21 protein-coding genes are annotated in these 20,772 nt (G+C 49.6%); 13 read left to right on the forward strand and 8 right to left on the reverse strand.

The window, feature by feature from the left end:
* Positions 1–212: 212 nt before the first annotated feature.
* The 6 genes from napF to EA58_RS21250 are packed head-to-tail and all read left to right on the forward strand — an operon-like array spanning position 213 to position 4,875.
* Positions 213–806 (forward strand): ferredoxin-type protein NapF, encoded by a 594-nt coding sequence (napF, locus tag EA58_RS01960; protein ID WP_081819528.1) that lies wholly within the window; start codon positions 213–215, stop codon positions 804–806.
* Positions 807–809: 3 nt separating this feature from the next.
* Positions 810–1,136 (forward strand): chaperone NapD, encoded by a 327-nt coding sequence (locus EA58_RS01965; RefSeq protein ID WP_235199528.1) that lies wholly within the window; start codon positions 810–812, stop codon positions 1,134–1,136.
* Positions 1,133–3,619: a periplasmic nitrate reductase subunit alpha gene (gene napA, locus EA58_RS01970; protein ID WP_036748371.1), complete on the forward strand. Its 2,487-nt coding sequence runs from the start codon at positions 1,133–1,135 to the stop codon at positions 3,617–3,619. The genes EA58_RS01965 and napA overlap by 4 nt, the downstream gene beginning before the upstream one ends.
* 12 nt (positions 3,620–3,631) lie before the next feature.
* Positions 3,632–4,135, forward strand: coding sequence for a nitrate reductase cytochrome c-type subunit (locus EA58_RS01975; RefSeq protein ID WP_036748857.1), 504 nt, complete (start codon positions 3,632–3,634; stop codon positions 4,133–4,135).
* Between the two features lie 14 nt (positions 4,136–4,149).
* Positions 4,150–4,725, forward strand: a complete 576-nt coding sequence (locus tag EA58_RS01980; RefSeq protein WP_036748374.1) for a NapC/NirT family cytochrome c — start codon at positions 4,150–4,152, stop codon at positions 4,723–4,725.
* A gap of 12 nt (positions 4,726–4,737) precedes the next feature.
* Positions 4,738–4,875, forward strand: a complete 138-nt coding sequence (locus EA58_RS21250) for a TIGR02808 family protein (protein WP_081819530.1) — start codon at positions 4,738–4,740, stop codon at positions 4,873–4,875.
* Between the two features lie 2 nt (positions 4,876–4,877).
* Here the strand turns inward: EA58_RS21250 and EA58_RS01985 are convergent, their stop codons facing one another.
* Together EA58_RS01985 and EA58_RS01990 are read right to left on the reverse strand one after the other, a co-directional pair.
* The gene (locus EA58_RS01985) at positions 4,878–5,069 is read right to left on the reverse strand and encodes a hypothetical protein (RefSeq protein WP_036748378.1); all 192 of its coding nucleotides are present in this window, start codon (positions 5,067–5,069) and stop codon (positions 4,878–4,880) included.
* Between the two features lie 78 nt (positions 5,070–5,147).
* Positions 5,148–5,489 carry a DUF2956 domain-containing protein gene (locus EA58_RS01990; RefSeq protein WP_036748380.1) on the reverse strand — a complete coding sequence of 114 codons (342 nt, stop codon included), beginning with the start codon at positions 5,487–5,489 and terminating at the stop codon, positions 5,148–5,150.
* 390 nt (positions 5,490–5,879) lie between these two features.
* Between EA58_RS01990 and EA58_RS01995 the strand changes: the two genes are divergently transcribed.
* From EA58_RS01995 to EA58_RS02005, 3 genes are all read left to right on the forward strand, one after another.
* Positions 5,880–6,323 (forward strand): DUF2919 domain-containing protein, encoded by a 444-nt coding sequence (locus tag EA58_RS01995; RefSeq protein ID WP_036748382.1) that lies wholly within the window; start codon positions 5,880–5,882, stop codon positions 6,321–6,323.
* Positions 6,324–6,342: 19 nt separating this feature from the next.
* Complete coding sequence (locus EA58_RS02000) at positions 6,343–6,741, forward strand: hypothetical protein (RefSeq protein ID WP_036748384.1); 399 nt, start codon at positions 6,343–6,345, stop codon at positions 6,739–6,741.
* A gap of 292 nt (positions 6,742–7,033) precedes the next feature.
* A complete protein-coding gene (locus EA58_RS02005) occupies positions 7,034–7,927 on the forward strand; it encodes a Dyp-type peroxidase (RefSeq protein ID WP_412177930.1) in 894 nt (297 codons plus the stop codon).
* Between the two features lie 84 nt (positions 7,928–8,011).
* Here EA58_RS02005 and crr read toward each other — a convergent pair whose 3' ends face one another.
* The 5 genes from crr to cysZ all read right to left on the reverse strand — a co-directional run bounded on the left by crr (position 8,012) and on the right by cysZ (position 12,888).
* A complete protein-coding gene (gene crr / locus EA58_RS02010) occupies positions 8,012–8,521 on the reverse strand; it encodes a PTS glucose transporter subunit IIA (protein WP_036748389.1) in 510 nt (169 codons plus the stop codon).
* Between the two features lie 40 nt (positions 8,522–8,561).
* On the reverse strand, positions 8,562–10,289 hold the full coding sequence (gene ptsI, locus EA58_RS02015; RefSeq protein ID WP_036748391.1) for a phosphoenolpyruvate-protein phosphotransferase PtsI: 1,728 nt from the start codon (positions 10,287–10,289) through the stop codon (positions 8,562–8,564).
* A gap of 55 nt (positions 10,290–10,344) precedes the next feature.
* Positions 10,345–10,602: an HPr family phosphocarrier protein gene (locus tag EA58_RS02020; RefSeq protein WP_036748393.1), complete on the reverse strand. Its 258-nt coding sequence runs from the start codon at positions 10,600–10,602 to the stop codon at positions 10,345–10,347.
* A gap of 316 nt (positions 10,603–10,918) precedes the next feature.
* Positions 10,919–11,887 carry a cysteine synthase A gene (gene cysK / locus EA58_RS02025; RefSeq protein WP_036748395.1) on the reverse strand — a complete coding sequence of 323 codons (969 nt, stop codon included), beginning with the start codon at positions 11,885–11,887 and terminating at the stop codon, positions 10,919–10,921.
* 239 nt (positions 11,888–12,126) lie between these two features.
* On the reverse strand, positions 12,127–12,888 hold the full coding sequence (gene cysZ / locus EA58_RS02030) for a sulfate transporter CysZ (protein ID WP_036748398.1): 762 nt from the start codon (positions 12,886–12,888) through the stop codon (positions 12,127–12,129).
* Between the two features lie 433 nt (positions 12,889–13,321).
* Between cysZ and zipA the strand changes: the two genes are divergently transcribed.
* From zipA to EA58_RS02045, 3 genes are all read left to right on the forward strand, one after another.
* Entirely contained in the window at positions 13,322–14,359 is a 1,038-nt protein-coding gene (gene zipA / locus EA58_RS02035; RefSeq protein WP_051641847.1) for a cell division protein ZipA, read from the forward strand.
* 180 nt (positions 14,360–14,539) lie between these two features.
* Positions 14,540–16,552: an NAD-dependent DNA ligase LigA gene (gene ligA, locus EA58_RS02040; protein WP_036748401.1), complete on the forward strand. Its 2,013-nt coding sequence runs from the start codon at positions 14,540–14,542 to the stop codon at positions 16,550–16,552.
* Between the two features lie 566 nt (positions 16,553–17,118).
* Positions 17,119–18,246, forward strand: a complete 1,128-nt coding sequence (locus tag EA58_RS02045) for a porin (protein ID WP_036748402.1) — start codon at positions 17,119–17,121, stop codon at positions 18,244–18,246.
* 176 nt (positions 18,247–18,422) lie between these two features.
* On the opposite strand, the gene EA58_RS02050 is transcribed toward EA58_RS02045, so the two are convergent.
* Positions 18,423–19,058 carry a YccT family protein gene (locus tag EA58_RS02050; RefSeq protein WP_036748404.1) on the reverse strand — a complete coding sequence of 212 codons (636 nt, stop codon included), beginning with the start codon at positions 19,056–19,058 and terminating at the stop codon, positions 18,423–18,425.
* A gap of 277 nt (positions 19,059–19,335) precedes the next feature.
* Here EA58_RS02050 and gltX point away from each other — a divergent pair, with 277 nt between their 5' ends.
* Complete coding sequence (gltX, locus tag EA58_RS02055; RefSeq protein ID WP_036748407.1) at positions 19,336–20,760, forward strand: glutamate--tRNA ligase; 1,425 nt, start codon at positions 19,336–19,338, stop codon at positions 20,758–20,760.
* The last annotated feature ends 12 nt before the right edge of the window (positions 20,761–20,772 follow it).

The raw sequence follows: 20,772 nt of genomic DNA on the forward strand, positions 1-20,772 counted from the left end.
GCTGAATAAAGACGTTCTGTTGTCGCTGATGTGTGACCTTTTGTGAAGGCTAACAGTGCACTTTCTTGATCTCAAACAAGCTTACCCCCGAATTACCCCCTTCGAGGTATATTCTGCTCTCAATAACCCTCATTAAACTGTGTCTATACTTTGACCAATATGTTTTGCATCCCCCGGGTCAGGCAAAACAAAGCAACCGCTGTGATGAATTTATGGCTGATTTAGCGCGACGTTTCTGGCTGAGGCGGCGCAATGCACCGCAAGCTCCCCGGCTTCCCTGGATGATCGATGAAGACGTGTTCACGGAACAGTGCACACGCTGTCAGGCATGCCTGAAGGCCTGTGAAACAGACATCATTGTCTCGGGAGATGGTGGTTTTCCTCAAGTCGATTTTCAGCGCGGAGAATGCACCTTTTGCTATCAGTGTGCGCAGGTGTGTCCGGAGCCACTGTTTCGTCCGCAGACAGAAGCGCCCTGGCAGGTACGTGCTGAAATTTCAGAAACCTGTCTGGCCTTGAACGGTGTGGAATGCCGGTCATGCGCAGAGCAGTGTGAGCCGATGGCCATCCGTTTTGTACTTCAGCAGGGCAAAGTGGCTCAGCCTGTGGTCAGCGCTGCAGACTGTACCGGCTGCGGGGCCTGTGTTTCCGTTTGCCCCGTTCAGGCGATTCAAATTTACTCAGACAATCATCACTCAGACAACTATCACTCAGACAACTATCACAAAAACAACTATCACAAAAACAACTATCACAAAAACAACTATCACAAAAACAGCGATGACCCAGACAGTCAGGTGGAATAACAGATGATGAAGCAACTCAGACAAGACGCGGAATCGCGTTTTCAGAAATCACCGTCGGCATCTTCCGGAGAGATCCATATTTCCAGCCTGGTTGTGCATGTGAAACCGGAAGGCCTTTCCCGGGTGAAAACCCGGATCAATGCCATACCGCAAGCTGAAATATACGGTGAAAGCCCGGCAGGCAAGCTGGTGGTTGTCCTGGAAACCGCAAATCACAGAGAAGTGACCGACATTATTGATGTCATTCAAGCATTTGATTATGTGCTGACGACCTTTCTGGTGTTTCACCAGGTTGAGCAGCAAGGACCTGACTTTGAGGATACACCATGAAAATGACCAGACGGGCGTTTGTAAAAGCAAACGCAGCAGCTTCGGCCGCCGCAGTGGCCGGCATTACCTTACCGGCGTCGGCAACCAACCTGATTGTCAGCTCGGATGAAACCAAGATCCACTGGGACAAAGCCCCTTGCCGATTCTGCGGAACGGGCTGTTCGGTGCTGGTGGGCACACAGCAGGGCCGGGTGATTGCGACCCAGGCCGATCCGGAAGCGGAAGTCAACCGTGGCCTGAACTGCATCAAAGGCTATTTCCTGTCAAAAATCATGTATGGCGCCGACCGTTTGACCACCCCTTTGCTGCGTATGAAAGATGGCCAATACCATAAAGACGGCGATTTTCAGCCGATCAGCTGGGATCAGGCTTTCGATATCATGGCGGAGAAATGGAAAGCGGCTCTGAAAGCCAAAGGGCCAACCAGTGTCGGGATGTTTGGTTCAGGTCAGTGGACTGTGATGGAAGGCTATGCAGCCTCGAAGATGATGAAGGCGGGTTTCCGCTCCAATAACATCGACCCGAATGCACGTCACTGTATGGCTTCGGCTGTGGTGGGCTTCATGCGGGCGTTCAATATGGACGAGCCGATGGGCTGCTATGACGACTTTGAGCACGCAGATGCCTTTGTCCTCTGGGGCTCGAACATGGCGGAGATGCACCCGATTTTGTGGACTCGGATTACCGACAGACGTCTGAGCTATCCCCATGTGAAGGTCAATGTGCTGTCAACGTACTATCACCGTTCTTTTGAACTGGCGGATAACGGCATGATCTTCCATCCGCAGTCTGATCTGGCGATTGCAAACTTTATCGCCAACTACATCATCGAAAATGACGCGGTGAACTGGGATTTCGTCAACAAACATACCCATTTCAAACGGGCGGATACTGATATCGGCTATGGCCTGCGTGATGACGATCCGCTGCAGAAAGCGGCTGCGAATCCGAATTCCGGTGCCATGCATGAGATGACTTTCGAGGAATATAAAGCCTCTGTGGCTGAGTACACGCTGGAGAAAGCGGTTGAGTTGTCTGGAGTGGAGAAAGACAAACTGCTGGAGCTGGCAAAATATTACGCCGATCCGAAGGTGAAAGTGATGTCGCTGTGGACCATGGGGATGAACCAGCACACCCGCGGCGTGTGGATGAATAATCTGGTGTACAACATTCACCTGCTGACCGGCAAGATTTCACAACCGGGGAACAGTCCGTTTTCACTGACCGGCCAGCCTTCAGCCTGCGGAACGGCTCGTGAAGTCGGCACGTTCGCGCATCGCTTACCGGCCGATCTGGTGGTGATGAATCCGAAACACCGGGCCATCGCCGAAAAAATCTGGAAGCTGCCGGAAGGGACGATCCCACCAAAGCCCGGATTCCATGCGGTGTTGCAGGATCGCATGCTGCATGACGGCGTTCTGAACGCTTATTGGGTGATGTGTAATAACAATATGCAGGCGGGTCCGAACATCAATCAGGAGCGGCTGCCCGGCTATCGTAATCCGGAAAACTTTATTGTCTGCTCTGACCCGTATCCGACCGCAACCGCACAGTCGGCGGATCTGGTTTTGCCAACCGCCATGTGGGTTGAGAAAGAAGGGGCCTACGGGAATGCAGAACGACGGACGCAGGCCTGGTACCAACAGGTTGCAGCGCCCGGTGAAGCCAAATCGGATCTGTGGCAGATCATGGAGTTCAGCAAGCGTTTCAAAATCGAAGAAGTCTGGGACGATGCACTGCTGGCGAAAATGCCGGAATACAAAGGCAAAACCATGTACGACGTGTTATTCCGCAACGGCCAGGTGGATCAGTTCCCATTAGCGCAGGCACAGGCATTGAATGACGATGCCAAAGCACAGGGCTTTTATGTGCAGAAGGGCTTGTTCGAGGAATATGCCAGCTTTGGTCGCGGACATGGTCATGATCTGGCACCGTACGATGCTTATCATCAAGCCCGTGGTTTGCGCTGGCCTGTGGTGGACGGGAAAGAAACCCGCTGGCGGTATGCCGAAGGTTCTGACCCTTATGTACCGGAAGGAAAAGGCTTCTATTTCTACGGTCAGCCAGACGGCAAAGCGAACATCATTTTTGCCCCTTACGAGCAGCCGCCGGAAGTGCCGGATGATGAATATGATTTGTGGCTCTGCACCGGCCGGGTGCTGGAACACTGGCATACCGGCACCATGACCCGGCGTGTTCCTGAGCTGTATAAAGCGGTTCCGGATGCGGTGTGTTACATACATCCGGATGATGCCCGCAAGCGCAATTTACGCCGGGGTGACGAAGTTTTGATGGCTTCCCGTCGCGGAGAGGTGCGTTGCCGGGTGGAAACCCGGGGTCGGAACAGACCGCCGGTGGGGCTGGTATTTGTGCCTTTCTTTGACGCAAGAGTCCTGATTAATAAGCTGGTACTGGATGCGACAGACCCGCTGTCAAAACAGACCGACTATAAAAAATGCCCGGTCAAAATTACCAAGGCGTAAATGGAGCTGCTCATGAAAATTACGAACAAATGGACGGGTGGGCTGCTGGTGCTGTTGCTTGCCTTGGGGACTGCCCATGCTGAGGCCGCCAGTGCCGAGGTCAGTGCAGAAAATGACGCGTTGGTGGGGGGAAATGGCGGTCTGCATTCCCTGCGCGGGCAAACGGAAATTAAAGATATTTTTCCCGGAGAAAGCTGGAAAAAATATCCGAAGGATGGCAAACCCATTGACAGTGACTATGTGTACCAGCCGCCCTTGATCCCTCATACGATACGGAATTATGAAGTGTCGCTGAATGCCAATAAGTGCTTGTCCTGTCATAGCTGGAAATATGCCAACGAAATGGGAGCCACAAAAATCAGCGTGACGCATTACCGTTCGCCGCGTCAGGGACAGGTGTTATCAGATGTCTCTCCCAGTCGGTATTTCTGTCTGCAATGCCATGTGCCTCAGGCAGATGCAACGCCTTTGGTCGACAACACCTTTAAACGTGTTGACGCTTTGGAAGAAAAATAACGACGGAGCCAGTTATGAACATCATGAAGCGTTTCTGGTGCCGTCTGAAATCGCCGAGTAAAGCTGCCGCAGGGTTGGTACTGTTTCTGGGTTTCATGGGCGGCCTGCTGTTCTGGGGGGCCTTTAACACCGGGATGGAAGCGACGAATACGGAAGCCTTTTGCTCCGGTTGCCATGCACCGATTGTGAAGGAAATTCGCTCTACGATTCATTATTCCAATCGTTCTGGTGTACGGGCAATCTGTTCAGACTGCCATGTGCCCCATGAGTGGACGGACAAAATTGTCCGGAAAGTGCAGGCTTCCAAAGAGCTGTTTGCGTTTGCGATGGGCACAATCAACACCGAGGAAAAATTTCAGGAAAGGCGGGGACATTTAGCTCACCGGGAATGGAGCCGTATGAAGAAGAACGATTCGAAAGAGTGCCGTAACTGCCACGAATTTGATTTTATGGATTATTCAGAGCAGGGGGAACGTGCGGTGAAACAGCACTCTCAGGCACTGGCAACAGGGGATAAAACCTGCGTGGATTGCCACAAAGGAATTGCACACCGGCTGCCTGACATGAAAGATGTTGAAGGCTGGCAATAAGGAGAAAGGAAGATGAGTACACTGGAATCTGTCATCTGGCATGTTTTGGGTTACGCTGCGATGCCTGTGATCATTCTGACCGGCTTCCTTGCCGTCGCCGTGGTGTCTTTGTGGCTGCTATCATTCGGGAAAGATAAACAGGAACATTAATCTTAAGCATCTCGCTGATTGGGCTGCCACCAGCTGATTGCCAGCTGAATGCTCCAGACGGCATATAGTGGCAGCCATTCAATCAGGAAGGCGGTTGGTCGGGTTGGGCCAGAGAACCAGATTTCACTCAGGTGAAGTAAAGCGATACTGGACAACCCCAACAGGCAAATCATTTGAAACACTCGCCGCGTCATCGACTTATCCTTTTAAAGTTTATGGATAAGTATAGTTGCAAATGCAAATTATTATCAAGTGGGCGGGTGTGATCCGAATCAGCTGAAAAATTGCCAGGCCAGAAAGCCACACCATGACACCGCCAAAAGCAACCAGGGTAGCAGGCTGTGTTTGATGATCACTTGTGGTTCTGCATCATCCTGGGGCGTATGACCGTGATTGACGGATGCGGCTTTTTCTTTCAGTTGCTTCTTGCGAAATTTGTCTCTTTCCCTTGCCTTTGCTTTTTGTTGTTTCTTATAGAGTTCAATCCCTTTCTGGATGCCCTGGGCGATCAGCTTGGTCTGTTCTTTGGTCTGACCGGGCTTCTGCGTGGCTCTGGCGATTTGTAGCGCCTCTGTCTGTGTCTCTGGCGATGGGCTGTTGGCTGATTTGCTCATAGCGTTCTCATTGGCGATGAATATCATGTGAAGTAAGCATTTTATCCCGGAATCCTTCAAAAGCAGGCTTTGAGATGATTTGTAGGAATTTTCCTACAATCTCGGAAGTGGTATTCAGTTGCGAAAGGATCCCAAGTCGTTCACTAAGCCTATCAAGTCAATGAAATATCATCAATTCTCAGAGAAATAGCCTGGTTCATTTCAGATATAAAAACTGATTCAGACGATTTGTTTGTTAAGTATACGTAAAAGCGTGATCGTGATTGCAGGTTAGGCAAAATATTCGTGCGTGATAACGCAGAACGAACGTCTATATCTTTGCCTATTGATCCATATCATTTATTGTCGAAAAAAATAAATACGTTGTTCAATACTCCGAGCGAAGGACAGATGTATTCGATTGATGCTTATGACAGTCATGGCCAGCTGAAACCTTCAGGCTTGTTATGGTTGAGCATGCTGTTCAGTGCAAGGGGCTGGGGCGCGTTTGTGATGGCCGGAGCAAGTCAGGCGCAGGGCGCCAATTTGTTACAGCTGTTTTTCCCCCAGACGCAGAGCCTTTATCTGTTGATGGGACTCGGTTTGCCAGCGGTTATCCTGATGTGGCTGAGTGGACTGAGACATAAAAAAAACAAAATAGTGAACGGGCTATGGCGATATGGCAGACCGATTCTGCTGATGACTTATGCCCTTGATGTTGTATTGCAAGTGTACCATCTGACATTAATGAGAGGCGCCTTTAGCTGGCCGGCAGCCGTGACGTTGCTGTTATCGCTCTGGCTGATGGCCTATCTGGTACGGAGTTCCCGGGTCAGACATACATTTGCCAATTAGCCTATGGAGAAAGTGTCTGATGAATGATTTTGGGAGAGGCGTGGTGCTTTTTAGTGCCTTACTGAGCCCACTGGCGATGGCAGACTGGTTGCTGAATGTGAACCTGGAACTGTCCAGCGCCGGTTACCATCAATCGGTCGCAACATCTTTACAGTTGCTGCCTGGTGAAGAGACGGTTATTTTTGGCTCCTCTGAAGGAGAACGACGGAAGTTTTCCGGTAGCGCTGAGTTGCTGGAAGTTTCGGCCGAGGAAGTGAAAATCGCCTTTAAGATACAGGAACAGCTGGATGACGGTGCCTGGCGCGTTCTGGCTGCACCGGTGATTTCGACAGGACTCGATACACCGGCGTCATTCGAGACCTGTGCAGACGATGCCCTCAATTCAGTGAAGTTACAAGTGGCTGTGATGTCAGCTTAATCTCGATTGCATGAGTGACCCAACAGGATAGGGAAGTCTTGTGAATCCAAGCGCCGTTTTTGCGGCGCTTTTTGTTATCTCTCCGTTCTCTCGTCAATGGCGATGCCGCCCATGCCAAGATAGCCCCTTCAATTGATTCACAATGTTACATGTAATCCTGTCTTGGCTGTTGATGATCAATATGTTTAACTCAGAACCGACTATCATCATTTTCTAGTCTTGGGCGTTGCAATATTGGGTTGCAGTGTCAGGGATTTGAAATGCAGAACGAGACAATCATGGGAGAATGAAGGTGACGCCACAAAGTGCCATATTACCAGAAGCAGGTCCGTTTTCTTTAGTCTGTGTATTCAACCTGGTCGGAAACAAAGAAAAAGTGATCCGCCAGTGCCAGGGGCTCCTGGAAACTGTGAAAAAGCTGAACCATCAGCATGTGAGTGCCGGTATTCACCTGGCTATCGGGTTTGGGAAAGGGTTCTGGCAGCAGTTTGAGCTGGGGTGCCCGGAAGATTTTGAAGAGTTTATCCCACTGGGGAGTGGTGATGTCACCGCTCCGGCGACGGGCGGGGATATTCTGCTGCATATCCATTCGAATCGGCATGACTTGAATTTCCATCTGCTGAGCTGCTTTTTACAGCCGATTTCTTCTGAAGTAGAGCTGTTGGATGAAACTCATGGTTTTCGTTATCTCGATGCCCGGGATTTAACCGGTTTTATTGACGGAACGGAGAATCCAAAAATGCAGGAAGCACGCCGTCAGGTTGCGATTATCCCAGATGGCGAATTTTCGGGTGGAAGCTTCGTGATGGTACAGCGTTTCGTGCATCAGTTGCCGGCCTGGCATGCTGTGAACGTTGACCAGCAAGAGAAAATCATCGGACGCACCAAGATTGACTCTGTGGAGCTGGATGATGTCCCAGAGAATTCTCATGTGGGTCGTGTCGATCTGAAAGAAAACGGCAAAGGTCTGAAGATTGTCCGGCACAGCCTCCCCTATGGGACGGTGAGTGGTGATCACGGTCTGTTGTTCATTGCCTATTGTGCTGAGCAGCGTAACTTCCGGGAAATGCTCAACAGCATGTATGGCGAGAAAGATGGTCAGACAGATAAGTTACTGGATTTTACCCAGGCCGTGACTGGGGGCTACTTCTTCGTGCCGTCTGAAGCCATGCTGAAGCAACTCTGATACTTTTCCGGCTAATTTTCAGAGACAAAAAAGCCGCCTCTTCAGGCGGCTTTCTCATGTTAGCTTTCAGTCTCTCAGGGAGCCTTACTTTTTGATGCGCAGTACTGGTGTTTCGCCAACAGTCACTGCACCGGACAGCTTGCTCAGCTCTTTGATTTCATCCATGTTAGAAATCACAACTGGAGTCAGTGTCGATTTAGCTTTTTCTTCCAGCACAGCCAGATCAAACTCAATGATGGTGTCGCCCACTTTCACGGTTTGACCTTCTTCTGCCACGCGGGTAAAGCCTTCGCCTTTCAGTTCAACAGTATCGATACCGAAGTGTACGAACAGCTCTACACCGTCATCAGACTCGATAGAGAACGCGTGGTTGGTTTCAAAAATTTTACCGATAGTACCGTTGACTGGGGCAACCATTTTGTTACCAGCAGGTTTGATAGCGATGCCATCACCAACGATTTTCTCAGCAAAGACAACATCAGGCACGTCTTCAATATTGACGATTTCGCCTGAAAGCGGAGCGATGATTTCAATCGCGCCAGCTTCATTGGTGTCGTCAGAAACCAGTTTCTTCAATTTGTCAAACAGACCCATAGCGTTGCTCCTAAGCGTTGTTATTCTATCTGCTGCTATCTTAGCAGATGGTTTTTTCTGCGATAAATGTCTCTACGTGTGCTTCGATTTCAGCAGCTGTTGGAAGAGCAAGGGCTTGCTCAGCCATTAGTTTTACATCAGCAAAGTTACTGTTACGAATCACTTTCTTGATACGTGGAATAGAAATCGCACTCATGCTGAACTCATCCAGACCCATACCAAGCAACAGGAGAGTTGCGCGTTCATCACCGGCCAACTCGCCACACATGCCAGTCCATTTGCCTTCCTGATGGGAAGCATCAACCACTTGCTTGATGACGGTCAGAACAGCTGGTGACATTGGGTTATACAGATGAGAAATCAGTTCGTTACCACGGTCAACAGCCAGAGTATACTGGGTTAAGTCATTTGTACCAATGCTAAAGAAGTCAACTTCTTTGGCCAGGTGGTGCGCAATTGCAGCGGCAGCCGGTGTTTCAACCATGACGCCGACTTCAATGCTGTCGTCGAATGCCAGGCCTTCTTCACGCAGTTCTGCTTTGTAGGTTTCCAGCTCGTTTTTCAGTTCACGGATTTCTTCAACTGAGATAATCATCGGGAACATGATACGCAATTTACCATGCGCAGATGCACGCAGGATCGCACGCAGCTGAGCGCGCAGGATGTCGCGGCGATCCAGGCTGATACGCACGGCACGCCAACCCAGGAACGGGTTCATTTCTTTTGGCAGATCCATGTATGGCAGATCTTTGTCGCCACCAATGTCCATGGTTCGAATAATGACTGCCTGGCCTTGCATGGCTTCTGCAACGTCTTTGTACGCCTGATACTGCTCGTCTTCAGTTGGCAGCGCATCGCGGTCCATGAACAGGAACTCGGTGCGGTACAGACCCACACCTTCACCGCCGTTGCGGTTGACGCCGTCACAGTCTTTGACAGTACCGATGTTACCGCAGACTTCGACCTGATGACCGTCCAGTGTGATTGCCGGCAGGTCTTTCAGTTTAGCGAGTTCGTCTTTTTCGGCCTGAAATTCATCGCGAATGGCTTTGAACTTCGCCATTTCACCATCAGTCGGATTGATGACGATCTGATTGTTGATCGCATCCAGAACCAGCATGTCGCCGTTCTTGACTTGTTTGGTGATGTCGTTTGTGCCCACAATCGCTGGCAGTTCCAGAGAACGTGCCATGATGGAGGTGTGTGAGGTACGGCCACCAATATCCGTGGCAAAACCTAACACGTAATTCAAGTTGATCTGAGCCGTTTCAGATGGCGTCAGATCGTTGGCCACCAGAATGACTTCTTCATTGATGGCACTCAGGTTGACGATATTGATACCCAGTGCGTTTTTCACGAAACGGTTACCGATATCACGGATATCCGTTGCACGCTCTTTCAGGTATTCGTCATCCAGGGATTCCAGCGTCATTGCCTGCTCTTCAATCACAGCGTGAATGGCGTAGGCAGCTGTCGCTTTGTTTTCTTTAATGAAGGCTATGATTTCCTCTTCAAGCTCTTCATCTTCGAGCAACATGATGTGGCCTTCAAAGATAGCTTCCTTTTCTTCACCGAAGGTCGCTCTTGCTTTTTCTTTGATAACTTCGAGTTGTTCAGAAGATTTCTGACGCGCATTGAAGAAGCACTCGATTTCTTTGTCGATCTGATCGGCTGAAACCGGTGACTTATCTAGAGTAATCTCTTCTTCCTGCAGGAGCAGCGCTTTACCAAAAGCGATACCAGGAGATGCCAGGATACCTGAAATCATAGCCTTACCTTAAAATTAACAAACAACTAGTAGGGAATTTTTGTACTGCGGCTGATTAGTGCAGTTGATCCATCAGGGCAACCAGGTGGTCAACAGCTTCTTGTGCTTGCGCACCTTCAGCAGAAATGGTGACCATAGTGCCTTTGACCAGGCCCAGTGTTTGCAGTTTGAACAGGCTTTTTGCACTGGCGCTTTTACCGTTAGAAGTAACAGTGATGTCCGCGTCAAAGCCTTTTGCTTCTTTTACGAACTGCGCAGCAGGACGAGTGTGTAGGCCGTTTTCTGCAGTAATCTCAACTTGCTTCTGATACATTTTTCACCCCGATTCTTGATATCGTCTAATGTAATAATCATGCACTGAAGGTAATCTTAATCCCAATAGCCAAAGCTTGCTAATTTAGGTGTTTAATTTCACATTCATTACATTGATTTAGTGTCGTTCTGGGTTCCATTCTAAGTGGTTTATCACCCAGCAAACATCGACCAGGTCAATTTTTGCCCCTTTATTTCGATGCTGAAAATAAAAGCGTGGTCGATTTATATTAAAGGTAAGGTCAAAAAGCAATAAAAAAGCCCCCGATGGGGGGCTTGACATTAACAATTGCTTATCAAAAATGGCAATTTTGTGATCACTGTTGGGTTTCTTTTTCAGTAAAGATGCCTGCAAATAGTGCAGTTGATAAATAACGCTCACCTGAGCTTGGTAACACGACAACAATGTTCTTCCCGGCGAATTCCGGACGTTCTGCAATTCGGTTGGCAGCGACAACAGCTGCACCCGAAGAGATCCCCGCCAGAATGCCTTCTTCTTCCATCAGACGACGAGCCATTTCGATCGAATCTTCAGAGCTGACGCGCTCGACTTCGTCGATCAGTGCCAGATCCAGGTTGCCCGGAATGAAACCCGCACCGATCCCCTGAATTTTGTGTGGCGCAGGCTTAATTTCTTCGCCGTTCAGAGCCTGAGTAATCACAGGGGATTCAACTGGCTCTACGGCCACTGTGGTCATCGCTTTCCCTTTCTGTTGCTTGATATAGCGGCTGACACCAGTCAGCGTACCGCCGGTACCGACACCAGAAACGAATACATCGATCTCACCATCCGTCGCATCCCAAATCTCTGGACCGGTTGTTTTTTCGTGGATCTCAGGGTTAGCCGGGTTGTCAAACTGCTGTAGCAGCAAGTACTTTTCCGGATTTGAGGCAACAATTTCTTCTGCCTTCTCAATGGCACCTTTCATCCCCTTCGGTGCTTCGGTCAGAACAAGGTTGGCACCCAGTGCTTTGAGAAGTTTACGACGCTCCAGGCTCATACTCTCTGGCATGGTGAGGGTGAGTTTGTAACCCCGGGCAGCGGCAACAAATGCCAGCGCAATCCCAGTGTTCCCACTGGTTGGTTCAACCAGCTCCACACCTTGTTTCAGAACACCACGTTTTTCCGCGTCCCAAATCATATTGGCGCCGATACGGCATTTGACACTGAAACTTGGGTTACGGGCCTCAATTTTGGCCAGAACATTACCTTTGCTGACTCGGTTCAGGCGTACCAGCGGGGTATTACCAATGGTCAGAGAATTATCTTCGTAAATCTTACTCATGCTTGTCGTTCCTTGGTGACACGTTATCAACAGATGATAGTCCAAGCATAATCGCTGCCTGTATATTGGAAAGTAATTTATTGTTATATCTTAGAGTTATAAGAAAAGGTGTGAACAGGGCCACCGAATTTATCGTTAGACCGTCGTGGGAAGGGATGGCGTCGTGTGGAGGAATCGATAGAGGAAGCGAAACAGCTTACCTCTATCTGTGTTATTGCCGTTGGGGAGGGCGCAGCCAGTTAGAGGCTAATCATCGGTTTTCGATAGTGATCTACCCACATGGCGGTTGCGCCGCAGACTGCAACTGGCATGACGAACAGGTTCAGAATGGGCGTCATGGTACATAGCATGACCAGGCTGCCAAAACTCAGGGATTTACCCCGGTACTGTTTCAGTGCATCCCGCATCGTAATAAAAGGGATTTTGTGATTATCAAACGGGTAGTCGACGTATTGAATGGTCATCATCCAGGCACTGAATAAAAACCACAGGACAGGCCCGAGGGTTTGTCCGATTGCCGGGATCCACAGCAAGATCAGCAATCCGATCGCTTTGGGCAGGTAGTATTTCAGTTTGACCCATTCGCGATGCAGAATGCGGGGTAAATCTTTCAGCATATCCTTCAGCCCACTGTCTGGTGGCGTTTCACCGGTGAGTTTGGCTTCCAGGTGTTCGGCCAGCAGCCCATTGAATGGCGCGGCAATCCAGTTTGCGATTGTGCTGAAAAAGTAAGAAAGTACCACCAGCAGGGCAATCGCCAGCAATGGCCAGAGCAAATAAGAGAGCCAGTCCAGCCAGCCTGGTAACCCTTCCAGCCAACTGGTAATCCAATCATCCAGTCGTGTCAGAACGAAACCAAAGGCAGCGCCAAAAAGCAGTATGTTGACCAGTAAGGGGATGACCACAAAGCGGCGGGTTCCCGGCTGCATCGCCAGTGAAATGCCACGGAAAAAATAGCCCGCGCCACCGATTGGGGTTGTATTTAAAGCAGTATTTGGCATTGCCAGTCTCCTTAAGAACTATCCTGTTATTGTGTATTCAGGCGACAGGATATTGATGCAGGCATAGTAACGGTTTCTTTTGGGTGTAATCAATCTGCCGTCATAGACCCGGCGAGCTGGAGATGCCAGTCAGTTGATGGAATTTTGTGCTCAGATGCACTATATGACATCAATCACAACTTTGAACTTCTCTTTAGGATTTGAGTTTTGATACATTAGGACGATACCTTCGTGAGATAGGGTTCCAGGACAACAAAACCGATCCTGGTTACAACAAAAATTTCTCAGGTGTGGCACGCTCAGTCAGGTCTGCCCCGAAGCCCGATGTTTCAGCCCAGTGCTTTAGCCAGTGCTTTAGATAGACAGATACACAGTTTCAGGCCGACTTTGTCAGGTAAATTGTCAGGTAAACAAGTTATTCAGAGTACTCATAATGCAGGAATTGCGTCTGGTTCTAATTATTGTCGGAGTGCTGGCTATCTCTGCACTTCTGTTGCACGGGTTGTGGTCGAGCCGGAAGGACAAGCCCGCCAAGTTTGGTGAAAAGCCAATTGGTCGTCTGGACGAAGGCAAGATGAAAGATAACGAAGGGTTCGATCAGGACGGTATCGGTTCTGTCCGGGTCATCGCCAATGGGGCAGAACCGGAAGGGCCTGCCAAACGCCCGGCGCGTAAAGAGCCAGAGCTGCATTTTGGTGATGAACTGGCCATCGATCCTTTATTCGATTCCCCATCGACCCCTGTGACAGCAAAAACGGAAGAACATTCTTCCGAGATCGTTCCGGGCTCGCAACCTGAGGCGGCCGCTTCGGTACAGGCATCGGTTCCTGTACAGGAAACGGTTATCCCTGAGGTTGAAGATCAGGCAGAACCTGGCGTTGCCCAGCCTCAGGTACAGCTGGAGCCGCAATTGATTTCCACAGAGCAACCTATCACGAAACCGGTCGCTCAGATACAACAAGCTGAGGGTGGCCAGATTGAGGACGTTCAGGTTGAACCGGAACAGCCGATGGCCCCAGAGATGGTGACTGAACCCGAGGTGCCGGCAGAAGAGGCCAAGACTGAGCCGGATTTTCTGGTGCTGAATGTACATGCCCGTGGTGGCGAATTACTGACCGGTGTGAAGTTATTCCAGTGCCTGGAAAGACATCATCTGATTTATGGCGAAAATTCTGTTTATCATCGCCATGCTGATCTGGCCGGGACAGGTCCTGCCCTTTTCACTGTGGCAAATATGGTCAGCCCTGGCTACTTTCCTCAGGATCAACTGGAAGATTTTGCCACGCCTGGGGTTGCCTTCTACCTGATGCTGCCTTGTCATGGTCGTGCAGATGATAATTTCAATCTGATGCTGCAAACGGTGCAGCGTATTGCTGATGACATGGGGGCCGATATTCTGGATCATGAACGCAATCTGATTACGCCGCAGCGGTTGAAAGCATACCGGGAAAAAGCTAAGCAGTATCTGTGATGATACCGTTTGCGTTGTGAATACGTTTTAGGGCCCCTGATTGGGGCCCTAAATGTTGAGAATAAAGCATCAGAAACGATCGGGTTGTGTGACTGTCAGCCGTGGGCATGACAGGCTGGCCGGCAATTCAGGGGCAATACCCGATGGTTTTTGCGACAAGAATTGATGTAGGAAAAAAGAATGACAGACATCCAAGTAAAGTTGGCATCTCTGCGTGAACAGCTCACTTACCATGGTTATCTTTATTACGTAGAAGATAACCCAGAGTTACCGGATGCTGAATATGATCGCCTCATGCAGGAGTTACTGAAGCTGGAAGCTGAGCATCCGGAACTGGTGACACCAGACTCACCAAGCCAGCGTGTGGGGGGAGAGCCTCTGGCTGCATTTACTCAGGTGAGCCATGAATTACCGATGCTGTCTCTGGACAACGCATTTTCTGATGAAGATCTGACAAACTTCAACCGTCGTCTGACGGAGCGTTTGGCCGCCAGTGCTGTGGTCTCTTATTGCTGTGAACCGAAGTTGGATGGCCTGGCGGTCAGTCTGATGTATGAAAATGGTGTGTTGGTCCAGGCCGCAACACGTGGTGACGGCACGACCGGTGAAAATATTACGGCGAATGTCAAAACTATTCGGGCCATCCCGCTGAAACTGAGAGGGGATAACTGGCCTGCACGCTTAGAAGTGCGTGGTGAAGTGTTCATGCCCAAGCAGGGCTTTGAAGATTTGAATGCCCGGGCTGTGAAGAAAGGTGAGAAGACTTTTGCCAACCCGAGAAATGCTGCGGCAGGTAGCCTGCGACAGCTGGATCCACGAATTACGGCGACACGTCCTCTGAGTTTTTACGCCTATTCGGTTGGTGTGGTTGAAGGGGCAGCACTGGCCGGCAGTCAGTATGAGCGTTTGTGCCAGCTGAAAGGCTGGGGATTGCCGATGTGTCCGGAAACACGTTTGTTGCACAGCCTGGAAGATGTGATTGATTTTTATCAGGGGATTGGCGAAAAACGTCAGCAACTGAGTTATGAAATTGATGGCGTTGTGATCAAAGTTGATGACCTTGTCCAGCAGCAGCAGCTGGGTTTTGTTGCCAGAGCGCCGCGCTGGGCGATTGCCTATAAGTTTCCGGCTCAGGAAGAGCTGACGGTACTGAACAACGTTGAATTTCAGGTGGGCCGTACGGGGGCGATTACCCCGGTCGCGAAACTGGAGCCGGTTTCTGTTGGTGGCGTGACAGTGAGCAACGCAACCCTGCACAACGCCGATGAAATTGCCCGCTTGGGGGTCATGGTTGGTGATACGGTGATTATTCGCCGGGCTGGCGATGTGATTCCACAGGTTGTTTCGGTTGTGTTGTCCCGCCGGCCAGAAGATGCTCAGCCAATCGAATTTCCGTCTGAGTGCCCGGTGTGTCAGTCTGCGGTGGAACGTGTAGAAGGCGAGGCTGTTGCCCGTTGTTCGGGTGGGCTGATCTGCCAGGCGCAGCGTAAAGAAGCCCTGAAACATTTTGTGTCGCGCAAAGCACTGGATGTGGATGGTTGCGGGACGAAGGTGATTGAGCAACTGGTTGATAAAGAGATGGTTGCCACCCCCGCCGATCTGTTTAAGCTTTCTGCCGGCAAGCTGACGGGGTTGGAACGTATGGGACCGAAATCGGCGCAGAAGCTGGTGGATGCTTTTCAGGCGGCAAAAACGACGACATTGCCAAGGTTCCTGTACTCACTGGGTATTCGTGAAGTGGGCGAAGCAACCGCTGCGAACCTGGCCAATCATTTCCTGACGCTGGACGCGGTGATGGCTGCTTCTGAAGAGCAATTGATTGAAGTGCCGGATGTTGGCGCTGTAGTGGCGGCACATGTCTATAACTTCTTCCGTGAAGCGCACAATCGGGAAGTCATTACAGATTTGCTGGCCCAGGAGATTCAATGGCCGGAGATTGAAAAACCGTCCGAAGATGTTGCGTTGCCTTTGGCGGGCAAAGTGGTGGTACTCACCGGAACCTTGTCTCAACTGAGTCGTTCAGATGCCAAAGCAGCACTTCAGGCGCTGGGCGCGAAAGTGACTGGCAGTGTTTCTAAAAAAACAGATTTACTGGTTGCAGGTGAAGCGGCGGGTTCGAAACTGGCTAAAGCTCAGGAACTGGGCATTGAGATTTGGGATGAATCGGATCTAATTGCACAACTCAACAGCTGAGTCTTTATTCTTGCTGTAAAATCTGAAAAAGCCCGTCAAACTGGTGACGGGCTTTTTTATACCCGCCAAAAAGTGCACTTTTTTTTCTTCATATTTTTTATATGGCACCTGATTTTTTTTAATTTCTTTTATGAATATAAAAGTGAGCTTATATGGTGGTAATTATATAAGAGGCCGTTTCTTACATGAAAATGAAACCAATTTCGCAACATGCAAAAAAATACAATCAAGATCTCACTAATAATAATAATGTTTTTTTAATTCATTGTATTTAAAGGATTTAATTCGATACCTGAAAGCGTTTTAGTGGAATCATGACTAGGATCACTGATACTGGATAAATTTGCACTGAATCATATTTTTTTAATGAAAAATTAACTTTCTGATTGATGTTTTGCGTCGCGAAAGTAGTCTTAAGCCTGAACTGAATCAGTTCTCAACCAAACAAAAATATGATTGCGCAAACTCACAATAAGTTTGACTGACATATTGGGGAGAAAAACCTGACGTCAACGGCGGCCAACCTTTTTGACGCAGGTTCACAGCTAGATTTTTAGGAGTTTTCCATGGGTAATGTGTTTAAGCGTTCGCTATTAGGATTAGCCGTTGCATCAGCTGCAGTGGCGACGACTGCTCAGGCTGCACCGGCAACAGATACGGTGGATCTGTATGGTCAGGTTGCGGTTTCAGTCTGGCAACTCGGCGAAGATGAAATTGCAGATGGCAATCAGCCGCTGAAAGTTGAAAACGAATCCCGCTTTGGTCTGCGTGGCTCGAAAGAGCTGGCTCGTGGTCCAAATCTGATCTGGCAACTGGAAGGCGGTAACGTGGGTGACGATGGTACAGGCTCTGGTCTGGGTGTTCGTGATACTTTCGTTGGTGTGAGTTTTGACGACGGTGGTAAAGTACGTTTAGGTCGTATGTTGACCCCGCTGTATGAAGTGATCGATTGGCCATATTCAGGTCAGCGTGCCGGTGCAATCTTCGATGGTGGTGGTGATGTTGTGGGTGGTGCGCGCTATGACCGCCAATCCAATATGGTTCGTTATGACTCGGGCAATTACAGCGGCTTTACGTTTAATGTCGCTGCTGGCCGTGGCACAGAGAAAGATAAAGATTCAAATTTCTATGGTGTTGGCGCTCACTACGCGACAGGTCTGTTGACGCTCCATGCTGCTTATGAGATGGGTTCCGACCGTTCTGTCAGCGCATCCTCAACATTTTATCGCGCATGGTTAGCTCAGCAGGGCGGTAATACACCGAAGTTCGATGAAGTTGAAGGGAGCACGACCTCAGATACCGATGCTTACCTGTTGGGCTTTGAACTGAATCTTGGTGATTTTGGCCTCTATGGTGCGTATAAGCATGAAGCGGCTGATTATGAAGATGGTAAATTTAAGGTCGATGGTAGTGAGGTGACCTTTACGGATATGGACATCGAGCAGGGCAGCTACTCTGTTGGTGTGGTTTACAATGGTGTAGAGAACTGGCAGTTCAAGGCGAACTATGCTGCAAACCTGGAAGCTGATGTCAAAGGTAAGGCTTTCTCTGGTAGTGAAGACTACATTGTTTCAACCAACGTGACGTACTTCCTTGATGATTCTGCAATCACTTACTTACGCCCATACATGATTTCCAAAGACGACTCAGATGCTGAGTTTGGCTGGGGATGGGGTGTCGAGTACTACTTCTAATTGCTGAGCGACAACTGCCTTTTTCATTTGACCGGCCTCTTGGCCGGTCCTTTTGTTTTGATGGCATCGTAAATAAGAGTCAAGAAATCGGCAGGTTTAGCGTGCTTGCAATGCATGAAAAAGCACCCAAATGGGTGCTTTTGCTTATTTAAGTAGAATTAATACCGCAATGGCGATTAATTCATATTTTGTACGGCCCAGCTTAAGAAGGCTTTTTGAGTTTCAGGCGTGGCTTGCTTAAACCAGTATTGCAGCATTTTTTCAGCTTCCGGGTTGCTGGAAACGTTTTCTTTCGGGTTGGTGGTATTCGCTGGTTTTGCGGTGTGTTTGAGAGAGGCGATGCGTTCTGTACGGTTGTACTTTTCAGTCAGGTCGACAAAATCAGGTGAAAGGGTAAACCCGACGGCTAATTTGTCTGACTTCACCTCAATTGGATGTCCTTGTTCCAAAATACTGAAGTGAGGGGATTGGTCATATGCCTGGCCTTGAGCCAGCGTGTTGATTTTCGGCACCTCAAGCGTCAGCGTTGTGTTTTTGGCATCGAACAGAGCAACAAGAGGGACTGAATCGTATTTGGTCTTGAGGCTGCCAGATTCCATCACAATTTTACCGATCCGAAAAACGACCTGGTTCTGGCCATCGGGTAAAGTCAGGACCGGCTGATGATTAAAACCCAGTGATGAGTAGCCGGCATCCTGCTCATTCACGACCAGCAGATGGACGCCTTTCGGCAGCTCCAGGTTGACCTGTGCAATCGATGGGGTGGTAAAAGCCAGCAGCGCTGACGACAGGAATAAATTTTTTAATTTCATTGAGGCAATCCTTTAGCGCTTGTGGGGATCCAAGAATTTATTTGCAAAAATACAGTTTACTGGAGTGGTTAGCCTGGTAAAGCACTAAAAATGTCAATATTGAGGAATCTGAAGCGGGTCACTTTCGTGCTATCTCCTTACAGCCTGCTTACATGACAGACATCAATCGCAGGTTGAGGATTGCCGTGTCAGTGGTAGAATGCCGCTATTGCAGACTGCGTAAAGTCTTACATCAGTTTACGCCTATCGTTTGAATCATTTGTTTGAAGGTCTTTTCATGACGGTTAAAACTCGTTTTGCTCCCAGCCCAACAGGCTTCCTGCACGTTGGTGGTGCCCGTACTGCGTTGTATTCCTGGTTGTATGCCAAACACACCGGTGGTGAATTTGTGCTGCGGATTGAAGATACGGATCTGGAGCGTTCAACGCAGGAAGCCATCGATGCCATTATGGAAGGCATGGAGTGGCTGGGTCTGAACTGGGATGAAGGTCCTTACTATCAGACAAAACGATTTGACCGTTATAACCAACTGATCGATCAGTTGCTGGCGGAAGATAAAGCCTACAAATGCTATTGCCCTAAAGATCTGCTGGATGAAATTCGTGAAGAGCAGATGGCCGCGGGCCTGAAACCGCGCTACGACGCGAATCACCCTCGTATTATTGAAGCCAATGCCGCAGCAACTGCTGACTCTCCTTTCGTTATCCGTTTCCGGAATCCGAAAGAAGGCAGCGTGGTATTTGACGATCACATTCGTGGCCGTATCGAGATCAGCAACAGTGAGCTGGACGACCTGATCATTCGCCGGACAGATGGCAGTCCGACGTACAACTTCTGTGTGGTTGTGGATGACTGGGATATGGAAATTACCCATGTGGTTCGTGGTGAAGATCATATCAACAATACGCCGCGTCAGATTAACATCTACAAAGCGCTGGGTGCGCCGGTGCCAGAATTTGCACATTGCGCCATGATTCTGGGTGACGACGGTGCCAAGCTGTCTAAGCGTCATGGTGCCGTGAGCGTGATGCAGTATCGTGATGACGGTTATCTGCCAGAAGCGCTGCTGAACTATCTGGTGCGCCTGGGTTGGTCTCATGGTGATCAGGAGATCTTCACGCAGGAAGAAATGATCAATCTGTTTAGCCTGGATGATATCAGTAAGTCAGCTTCTGCATTCAATACCGATAAGCTGCGCTGGTTGAATAACCACTATATCAAGACGTCTGATCCTGAGTATGTGGCCAAGCACCTTCAGTGGCACCTGGATCATCAGGGCATTGATACTGCAGGTGGCCCGGCCGTGACAGAGGTGATTCAGTTGCTGGCTGAGCGTAGTGATACGCTGGTTGAGCTGGCAGCCCAGTCTCGTTACTTCTTTGAAGATTTCTCTGCATTTGACGAAGCGGCTGCGAAGAAGCACCTGCGTCCTGTTGCCAAAGAAGCGCTGGCGCTGGCCAAACAGAAAGCCGAAGCTCTGGATAACTGGCATACTGAGTCGCTGCATCAACTCATTCAGCAAACCTGTGAAGAGCTGGATGTCGGCATGGGGAAAGTGGGGATGCCACTGCGCGTTGCCGTGACCGGTCAGGGGCAATCGCCATCCGTTGACGCTGTCATGAATCTGGTTGGTAAAGCGCGTGTGATCGCACGAATTCAGATGGCTCTGGACTACATTGCACAGCGCGAAGCGAACGCCTGAGTCATATCGTTC

This window comes from Photobacterium galatheae (assembly GCF_000695255.1).
In the GTDB taxonomy this organism is placed as follows: domain Bacteria; phylum Pseudomonadota; class Gammaproteobacteria; order Enterobacterales; family Vibrionaceae; genus Photobacterium; species Photobacterium galatheae.

Coding starts and splice junctions, on each gene's coding strand:
- crr (WP_036748389.1), bottom strand. CDS start 8,521: ATGGGTCTGTTTGACAAATTGAAGAAACTGGTTTCTGACGACACCAAT.
- ligA (WP_036748401.1), top strand. CDS start 14,540: ATGACAGACATCCAAGTAAAGTTGGCATCTCTGCGTGAACAGCTCACT.
- EA58_RS02000 (WP_036748384.1), top strand. CDS start 6,343: ATGAATGATTTTGGGAGAGGCGTGGTGCTTTTTAGTGCCTTACTGAGC.
- EA58_RS02050 (WP_036748404.1), bottom strand. CDS start 19,058: ATGAAATTAAAAAATTTATTCCTGTCGTCAGCGCTGCTGGCTTTTACC.
- napF (WP_081819528.1), top strand. CDS start 213: ATGGCTGATTTAGCGCGACGTTTCTGGCTGAGGCGGCGCAATGCACCG.
- EA58_RS02045 (WP_036748402.1), top strand. CDS start 17,119: ATGGGTAATGTGTTTAAGCGTTCGCTATTAGGATTAGCCGTTGCATCA.
- EA58_RS01980 (WP_036748374.1), top strand. CDS start 4,150: ATGAACATCATGAAGCGTTTCTGGTGCCGTCTGAAATCGCCGAGTAAA.
- cysZ (WP_036748398.1), bottom strand. CDS start 12,888: ATGCCAAATACTGCTTTAAATACAACCCCAATCGGTGGCGCGGGCTAT.
- EA58_RS21250 (WP_081819530.1), top strand. CDS start 4,738: ATGAGTACACTGGAATCTGTCATCTGGCATGTTTTGGGTTACGCTGCG.
- cysK (WP_036748395.1), bottom strand. CDS start 11,887: ATGAGTAAGATTTACGAAGATAATTCTCTGACCATTGGTAATACCCCG.
- EA58_RS01990 (WP_036748380.1), bottom strand. CDS start 5,489: ATGAGCAAATCAGCCAACAGCCCATCGCCAGAGACACAGACAGAGGCG.
- EA58_RS01995 (WP_036748382.1), top strand. CDS start 5,880: ATGTATTCGATTGATGCTTATGACAGTCATGGCCAGCTGAAACCTTCA.
- EA58_RS01975 (WP_036748857.1), top strand. CDS start 3,632: ATGAAAATTACGAACAAATGGACGGGTGGGCTGCTGGTGCTGTTGCTT.
- EA58_RS02020 (WP_036748393.1), bottom strand. CDS start 10,602: ATGTATCAGAAGCAAGTTGAGATTACTGCAGAAAACGGCCTACACACT.
- ptsI (WP_036748391.1), bottom strand. CDS start 10,289: ATGATTTCAGGTATCCTGGCATCTCCTGGTATCGCTTTTGGTAAAGCG.
- EA58_RS01985 (WP_036748378.1), bottom strand. CDS start 5,069: ATGACGCGGCGAGTGTTTCAAATGATTTGCCTGTTGGGGTTGTCCAGT.
- EA58_RS01965 (WP_235199528.1), top strand. CDS start 810: ATGATGAAGCAACTCAGACAAGACGCGGAATCGCGTTTTCAGAAATCA.
- gltX (WP_036748407.1), top strand. CDS start 19,336: ATGACGGTTAAAACTCGTTTTGCTCCCAGCCCAACAGGCTTCCTGCAC.
- napA (WP_036748371.1), top strand. CDS start 1,133: ATGAAAATGACCAGACGGGCGTTTGTAAAAGCAAACGCAGCAGCTTCG.
- zipA (WP_051641847.1), top strand. CDS start 13,322: ATGCAGGAATTGCGTCTGGTTCTAATTATTGTCGGAGTGCTGGCTATC.